The organism is Klebsiella sp. Ech2A, from assembly GCF_030078455.1.
Taxonomy (GTDB): domain Bacteria; phylum Pseudomonadota; class Gammaproteobacteria; order Enterobacterales; family Enterobacteriaceae; genus Klebsiella; species Klebsiella terrigena.
Genome location: NZ_JAQGFU010000235.1, coordinates 1 through 6102 on the forward strand (window position 1 = coordinate 1; position 6102 = coordinate 6102).

The 6102-nt window shown below is 56.9% G+C and carries 8 protein-coding genes and 1 pseudogene; 3 read left to right on the forward strand and 6 right to left on the reverse strand.

Annotation, left to right across the window (positions count from 1 at the left end; genetic code table 11):
* The 3 genes and pseudogenes from PFH44_RS24040 to PFH44_RS24050 all read right to left on the reverse strand — a co-directional run.
* A pseudogene (locus PFH44_RS24040) lies at positions 1 to 356 on the reverse strand (30S ribosomal protein S6--L-glutamate ligase); the annotation flags it as partial.
* Positions 357 to 472: 116 nt separating this feature from the next.
* A complete protein-coding gene (nfsA, locus tag PFH44_RS24045) occupies positions 473 to 1195 on the reverse strand; it encodes a nitroreductase NfsA (RefSeq protein ID WP_045854608.1) in 723 nt (240 codons plus the stop codon).
* On the reverse strand, positions 1179 to 1469 hold the full coding sequence (locus PFH44_RS24050) for a YbjC family protein (protein ID WP_283826386.1): 291 nt from the start codon (positions 1467 to 1469) through the stop codon (positions 1179 to 1181). Before PFH44_RS24050 ends, nfsA begins: the two co-directional genes overlap by 17 nt.
* A gap of 205 nt (positions 1470 to 1674) precedes the next feature.
* Here PFH44_RS24050 and PFH44_RS24055 point away from each other — a divergent pair, with 205 nt between their 5' ends.
* The gene (locus PFH44_RS24055) at positions 1675 to 1938 is read left to right on the forward strand and encodes a GrxA family glutaredoxin (RefSeq protein WP_004859945.1); all 264 of its coding nucleotides are present in this window, start codon (positions 1675 to 1677) and stop codon (positions 1936 to 1938) included.
* Positions 1939 to 1944: 6 nt separating this feature from the next.
* Here PFH44_RS24055 and ybjM read toward each other — a convergent pair whose 3' ends face one another.
* Positions 1945 to 2328 (reverse strand): inner membrane protein YbjM, encoded by a 384-nt coding sequence (gene ybjM / locus PFH44_RS24060; RefSeq protein ID WP_283826387.1) that lies wholly within the window; start codon positions 2326 to 2328, stop codon positions 1945 to 1947.
* Between the two features lie 269 nt (positions 2329 to 2597).
* Here ybjM and PFH44_RS24065 point away from each other — a divergent pair, with 269 nt between their 5' ends.
* Entirely contained in the window at positions 2598 to 4283 is a 1686-nt protein-coding gene (locus PFH44_RS24065) for an aspartate:alanine antiporter (RefSeq protein ID WP_283826388.1), read from the forward strand.
* Between the two features lie 249 nt (positions 4284 to 4532).
* Here PFH44_RS24065 and PFH44_RS24070 read toward each other — a convergent pair whose 3' ends face one another.
* A complete protein-coding gene (locus PFH44_RS24070; RefSeq protein WP_283826389.1) occupies positions 4533 to 4787 on the reverse strand; it encodes a hypothetical protein in 255 nt (84 codons plus the stop codon).
* A gap of 118 nt (positions 4788 to 4905) precedes the next feature.
* On the reverse strand, positions 4906 to 5451 hold the full coding sequence (locus PFH44_RS24075) for a TetR/AcrR family transcriptional regulator (RefSeq protein ID WP_283826390.1): 546 nt from the start codon (positions 5449 to 5451) through the stop codon (positions 4906 to 4908).
* A 150-nt stretch (positions 5452 to 5601) separates the two neighbouring features.
* Between PFH44_RS24075 and PFH44_RS24080 the strand changes: the two genes are divergently transcribed.
* Positions 5602 to 6102: MFS transporter (locus tag PFH44_RS24080; RefSeq protein WP_463671571.1), on the forward strand; the 501-nt coding region annotated here is incomplete at its 3' end.

Here is a 6102-nt window from a genome sequence, read left to right on the forward strand (position 1 = left end):
ATACCGGTCAGCGGCAGGTCGATCCCCTGACGCGCCAGCAGCTGCAGCGAGCGCAGCTTGTCGCGCGCGCGGGTAATGGCGACGGATTCATTCAGCGGATAGCTGCCCAGCAGCTCGAACTGGCGCAGCGCGGCGGTACCGTAATAGGTAATGGCCGAGCCGATGCGCGGGATCACCGCATCGAAATGCGGCAGCTGGCGGCCTTTATAGTGGATCGATGAGGCCACCGGACTGACGTTCATATAGCAGGAGAGCGGATCGAGGATTTCCACCTGGTGGCCGCATTTGTGCGCGGCTTCAGTCAGGCGGCGACATGAATAGAGCGTCCCATCCCGGGATAATATGGCAATTTTCACCCTGCACCTCGGCAAAAAGGCCCGTTCAGACGGGCCGTTGATAGCTGACAAGTCTCAACATTCGCGCTGGCCTGACGCAACGCCCGGATGCCAGTCCGGCTGCAGTTTACACGCAATCAGCGCGTTGCCCAGCCCTGCTTATGCAGATAGTCGAGAATAAACGGGCGGCTCTCTTTAATGATGGTGCGGCGGATATGGTCGCTCCAGGTATCCCGGCGCGCGTTGCTGCTGCGCGACAGGTAGTACTGCGCCAGCTGCTCATCATACTGGGCCAGCAGGTCGTCATCGACCGGCTGATAGCCGTTTTCATGGACCAGCATCGCCGCCGGCATGCGCGGCTTGACGTCCGGATTATCGGCCGGCCAGCCGAGACACATGCCAAACAGCGGCAGAACGTGCTGCGGCAGGTTCAGCAGCTCGGTCACCGCCTCAATGCTGTTGCGAATGCCGCCGATATAGACCCCGCCAAGGCCCAGCGACTCCGCGGCCACCAGCGCATTTTGCGCCAGCATCGCGGTATCGACGGCGCCAAGCAGGAGCTGCTCCGCGAGGCCCAGTTGGGCGTCCGGGCAAATCTGCAGCAGGCGGTTAAAGTCGGCGCAGAATAGCCAAAACTCCGCCGCCTGCACCACGTGCTGCTGGCCGCCGCTCATCGCCGCCAACTGCTCGCGCAGGCGCGGGTCGGTAATGCGAATAATCGAAGTACACTGTAAAAAGCTGGAGCTGGAGGCTCCCTGCGCGCTGGCAATAATCGCCGCGCGCTGCTCCTCGCTGACCGGTGCGTCGGTAAAGTGGCGAATGGAGCGGTGGCTACACAGCAGCTCAATGGTCGGCGTCATCTCGTTTTTCTCTGTCTGACAATGAAGAAGGTTTTTTTTTGCTTTCGGTTAGCTGGGGAGCAACGATCTTCGCCATCCGCCATACCAGCGCGATGGCGGCCGGGATCATCAGCAGGACGCCGGCAAAGATCATGATTAGCGCAGCGGTTGGGCTGGCAAAAGGCGCCGGCAGCTGCAGGTACTGATTAAGCGAGAGCCAGGCCAGCGTCAGCAGTACGATGCCGACGATCTCTATCACCAGAACGCTTTTGGGTAACACAGCGGGCGATCGCATCGCTCTCCTCCGGTCCGTGGGCTTAGCGCGGCGAAGCAAAAAATCGTCGCGCAACGAGGTTAGTATAACGGTTTAAAAGCAAAGTCATTTATCAAACATAGCCTTAAACCATCGAAGCAAAAGGCAGAACCTTCTTTTACTCGTTGGCAGAACGCGGCATCATAGCGGTCATTCGCCATCCGGCTGAGATTTAAGGAGAGAAATAATGTTTACCGTAATTTTTGGTCGTCCAGGTTGCCCCTATTGCGTCCGTGCCAAAGAGCTGGCTGAAAAACTGACCAACGAGCGCGACGATTTTAACTACCGCTACGTTGATATTCACGCTGAGGGCATCAGCAAAAGCGATCTGGAAAAGACCGTAGGTAAACCCGTTGAAACCGTGCCGCAGATTTTTGTCGATCAGAAGCACATCGGCGGCTGCACCGACTTTGAAGCCTGGGCCAAAGAGAACCTCGGCCTGTTTGCCTGAGACGGTTTAATGCTCCGATGAGTTGCTGCGTCTGGTATCGATCCAGGCGCAGATAAACATAAAGCACAGCGCGCCGAGCGCGCACCAGAATACCGCGCTAAACAGCCACGCCAGCTCCTGCCAGAACGTCCGTTGAGTAACAAAGAAAATCCGCATCATCGCCAGGCAAACCGGCGCCGCCAGCATTGCGCCGACCAGCGGCAGTATCACGCGTCGTCCCGGAGAGAGAGAGCTCGCCAGCGCGCCGGGCAGCAAAAAAAGCAGCAGCCCGAGCTCGGGGTTACCGCCAGCCCGAAAGGCGCCTTTCATATGCAGCAACAGCAATAAACAGACCACGATAAACAGAAAAAATCCGCAGACGGCACCCGTCCAGGCACGCTCAGCTTTCACAACATCCTCCTGATTCTGCCTCTAACCCACTTCCAATTAGCCCAGTCAGATAAAGCATTCTGGCAATCCATGCCAATAAAGGCTCCCGCCGGAGTAAATACGATTGTGACTAGCCGCAGCATCCAGGAAGGATTAAACTATCGACTATATTTTTGCCGGTTATAACGGGATGCCAGAATAGGGTTCGGGACAACGCGAACACTGGAGCAACCTTAGACCAAATAACCATTTCCTTCAACAACTTACTAGTAAATGAGAAGTTGGTTTTCGTGAATATAAACGTCGCAGATTTGTTAAACGGGAATTACATCCTGTTATTATTCGTTGTCCTTGCACTCGGTCTCTGTCTCGGGAAACTGCGCCTCGGGTCAGTACAACTTGGTAATTCCATTGGCGTTTTAGTGGTTTCCTTATTATTAGGCCAGCAGCATTTCAGTATTAACACTGATGCGCTGAATCTGGGCTTTATGTTGTTTATTTTTTGCGTCGGCGTCGAAGCCGGCCCCAACTTTTTTTCTATTTTTTTCCGCGACGGGAAAAACTATTTGATGCTCGCCCTGGTGATGGTCGGCAGCGCGATGCTGCTGGCCTTAGGGCTGGGTAAAATCTTCGGCTGGGATATCGGCCTGACCGCCGGGATGCTCGCCGGCGCCATGACCTCCACGCCGGTGCTGGTGGGCGCTGGCGACACGCTGCGCCACTTCGGCCTGCCCGCCGACCAGCTGGCGCTTTCGCTCGATCATCTGAGCCTCGGCTATGCCCTGACCTACCTGGTTGGCCTGGTGAGCCTGATCGTCGGCGCGCGCTATATGCCCAAGCTGCAGCATCAGGATCTGCAAACCAGCGCCCAGCAGATTGCCCGCGAGCGCGGGCTGGATACCGACTCCAAGCGCAAGGTCTATCTGCCGGTGATCCGCGCCTATCGCGTTGGCCCGGAGCTGGTGGCCTGGGCGGACGGTAAAAATCTGCGCGAGCTGGGCATCTACCGTCAGACCGGCTGCTATATCGAACGCATTCGGCGTAACGGTATTCTGGCAAACCCGGACGGCGATGCGGTGCTGCAGAAAGGGGATGATATCGCGCTGGTGGGCTATCCGGACGCCCACGCCCGCCTCGACCCCAGCTTTCGCAACGGCAAAGAGGTCTTCGACCGCGATCTGCTGGATATGCGCATCGTCACCGAAGAGATCGTGGTGAAAAACCACAACGCGGTGGGCCGCCGTCTCGCCCAGCTGAAGCTGACCGATCACGGCTGTTTCTTAAACCGCGTGATCCGCAGCCAGATTGAGATGCCGATTGACGACAACGTGGTGCTCAACAAAGGCGACGTTCTGCAGGTCAGCGGCGACGCGCGACGGGTAAAAACCGTGGCCGACCGCATCGGCTTTATCTCGATTCACAGCCAGGTCACCGACCTGCTCGCCTTCTGCGCCTTTTTCATCGTCGGCCTGATGATCGGGATGATCACCTTCCAGTTCAGCTCGTTCAGCTTCGGGATCGGCAACGCCGCGGGGCTGCTGTTCGCCGGGATCATGCTCGGCTTCCTGCGGGCCAACCACCCTACTTTCGGCTACATCCCGCAGGGGGCGCTGAATATGGTGAAGGAGTTCGGCCTGATGGTCTTTATGGCCGGGGTCGGCCTGAGCGCCGGCGCCGGGATTGGCCACGGCCTCGGCGCCGTCGGCGGACAGATGCTGGCGGCGGGCCTGGTGGTCAGCCTGGTACCGGTAGTTATCTGCTTCCTGTTCGGCGCCTACGTTCTGCGCATGAACCGCGCAATGCTGTTTGGCGCGATGATGGGGGCGCGGACCTGCGCGCCGGCGATGGAGATTATCAGCGACACCGCGCGCAGCAACATTCCGGCGCTGGGATATGCGGGAACCTACGCAATAGCCAACGTGCTGCTGACCCTCGCCGGGACGCTGATTGTCATCATCTGGCCAGGGCTTCAGTAATTTTTTGCGAAAAAAATGCGCATCGGCAGAACTTTTCTTACGGGCATCAGTCATAAGTAGTGCCACTGCTTTTCTTTGATGTCCCCATTTTGTGGAGCCCATCAACCCCGCCACTTAGGTTCAAGGTTGATGGGTTTTTTGTTGCCTGAAATTCACACCTTTTTAAATCAGCTAGTTAGAACATTAGCTTGATGCAGGAGGCGACAGAATGGCGGCAGCGCTTTTGGCATGCTGCCATAGGTCTTTGTTTTATGCCGTTTCAATCGCGTACAACAATTCAACCAAATCAACCGCACCAACATCATCCCAGCGCAAATAACTCGACAAAGAACTAGTTCCTGAATCTCTGCCTAAAACTCGCTGACAAATAGCCTGGTGATCAACAGATGCTGAAACCCACACGCTCCCACCCTGCTGACAAAAGTAGGTAGAACCTTTCAAACCGTCCCGCTGAATGCGTTTCTTCCAGCTATCCACCTGCTGCGTTGTCACTCTTAAACTCATATGCCCCCCTAAATAAATCAAGCAATCTCAGATGATGATCCCATAAGATACAAGGAATTAATCAGCACAGAGAATGCCAGTGTTTAACTTTTTATCCTGAAAAGACATTTCGATGGCGCTACGCCTCCCCGGCCAGGCGGCCGACCATCAGGCGAATGGCCTCTTTTGACAGCGGCGCGCTATCGGTCACGAAATGCAGGGTCATGCCCTCAATAAACGCGTCCAGCCCGCGGGCGGTCTGCGGTTCGAACCACTGCTCCAGCGTCTGCTGGCTGCGTTGCATCCAGCTCTGCATCACCGACTTGAGCGCCGGACGGCTGCTGCAGAAGGCATACAGCTGGTACATCAGCTCCATGTTGCGCGCGGTGGTCACCTGGGCGCTAAAAATAAGTTCGGCGATGGCGTCGCAGGCCTCATCGCGACTGCCCACCTCGGCAAAAAACTGCTGATACTGGGCGGACATCTCGACGGTAAAAGTGCAAAATGCCTCCTCAATCAGCGCGTCTATGCCGCTGAAATAGTAGGTCAGCGAACCCAGCGGGACTTCGGCGCAGCAGGCAATCTTACGGTGCGTGACCGCATGAATACCGTGGGTGGCAATCGTGTCCAGGGTCGCGTTCAAAATGCGCTCCCGACGCTGGGGGTCGTTCGGTCGACGGGCCATATTTATCTCTTTTCATTGCTCCCCACTCACAGATCATGATGGGAATAACGATAGCCAACTATTCGCTAACCTGAAGGCCATCCGGTATATGTACAAATGTACACAAACTTGCTAGTGTTGTCTGCATCTTCTCTTCACTGGCGTTTACGGATGACAGCGCAAAACTCCCGCAGAGCCCTCCAGCTTCGGCTATGGGCGCTATTTATGTTCTTCTTTATCCCCGGATTACTGATGGCCTCATGGGCCACGCGCACGCCGGCAATTCGCGATCTGCTGGCGCTATCGACGGCGGAAATGGGCATCGTCCTGTTTGGCCTGTCGATTGGCTCCATGAGCGGCATTCTCTGCTCAGCGTGGCTGGTTAAGCGCTTCGGCACCCGCAAGGTTATTCGCACCACCATGTCCTGCGCGGTGGTGGGCATGGCGGTGCTGAGCGTCGCGCTGTGGTTCGCTTCGGCGACCCTGTTTGCCATCGGGCTGGCGATTTTTGGCGCCAGCTTCGGTTCGGCAGAGGTGGCAATTAACGTCGAAGGCGCCGCCGTCGAACGTGAAATGAATAAAACCGTGCTGCCGATGATGCACGGCTTCTACAGCTTCGGCACCCTGATCGGCGCCGGTATCGGCATGGCGGTCACCGGCTTTGGCCTGCCC

Bases quoted from the DNA above. Each gene is read 5' to 3' on its own strand.
- PFH44_RS24050 (WP_283826386.1), bottom strand. From the start codon at position 1,469: ATGCGATCGCCCGCTGTGTTACCCAAAAGCGTTCTGGTGATAGAGATC.
- PFH44_RS24055 (WP_004859945.1), top strand. From the start codon at position 1,675: ATGTTTACCGTAATTTTTGGTCGTCCAGGTTGCCCCTATTGCGTCCGT.
- PFH44_RS24070 (WP_283826389.1), bottom strand. From the start codon at position 4,787: ATGAGTTTAAGAGTGACAACGCAGCAGGTGGATAGCTGGAAGAAACGC.
- nfsA (WP_045854608.1), bottom strand. From the start codon at position 1,195: ATGACGCCGACCATTGAGCTGCTGTGTAGCCACCGCTCCATTCGCCAC.
- PFH44_RS24075 (WP_283826390.1), bottom strand. From the start codon at position 5,451: ATGGCCCGTCGACCGAACGACCCCCAGCGTCGGGAGCGCATTTTGAAC.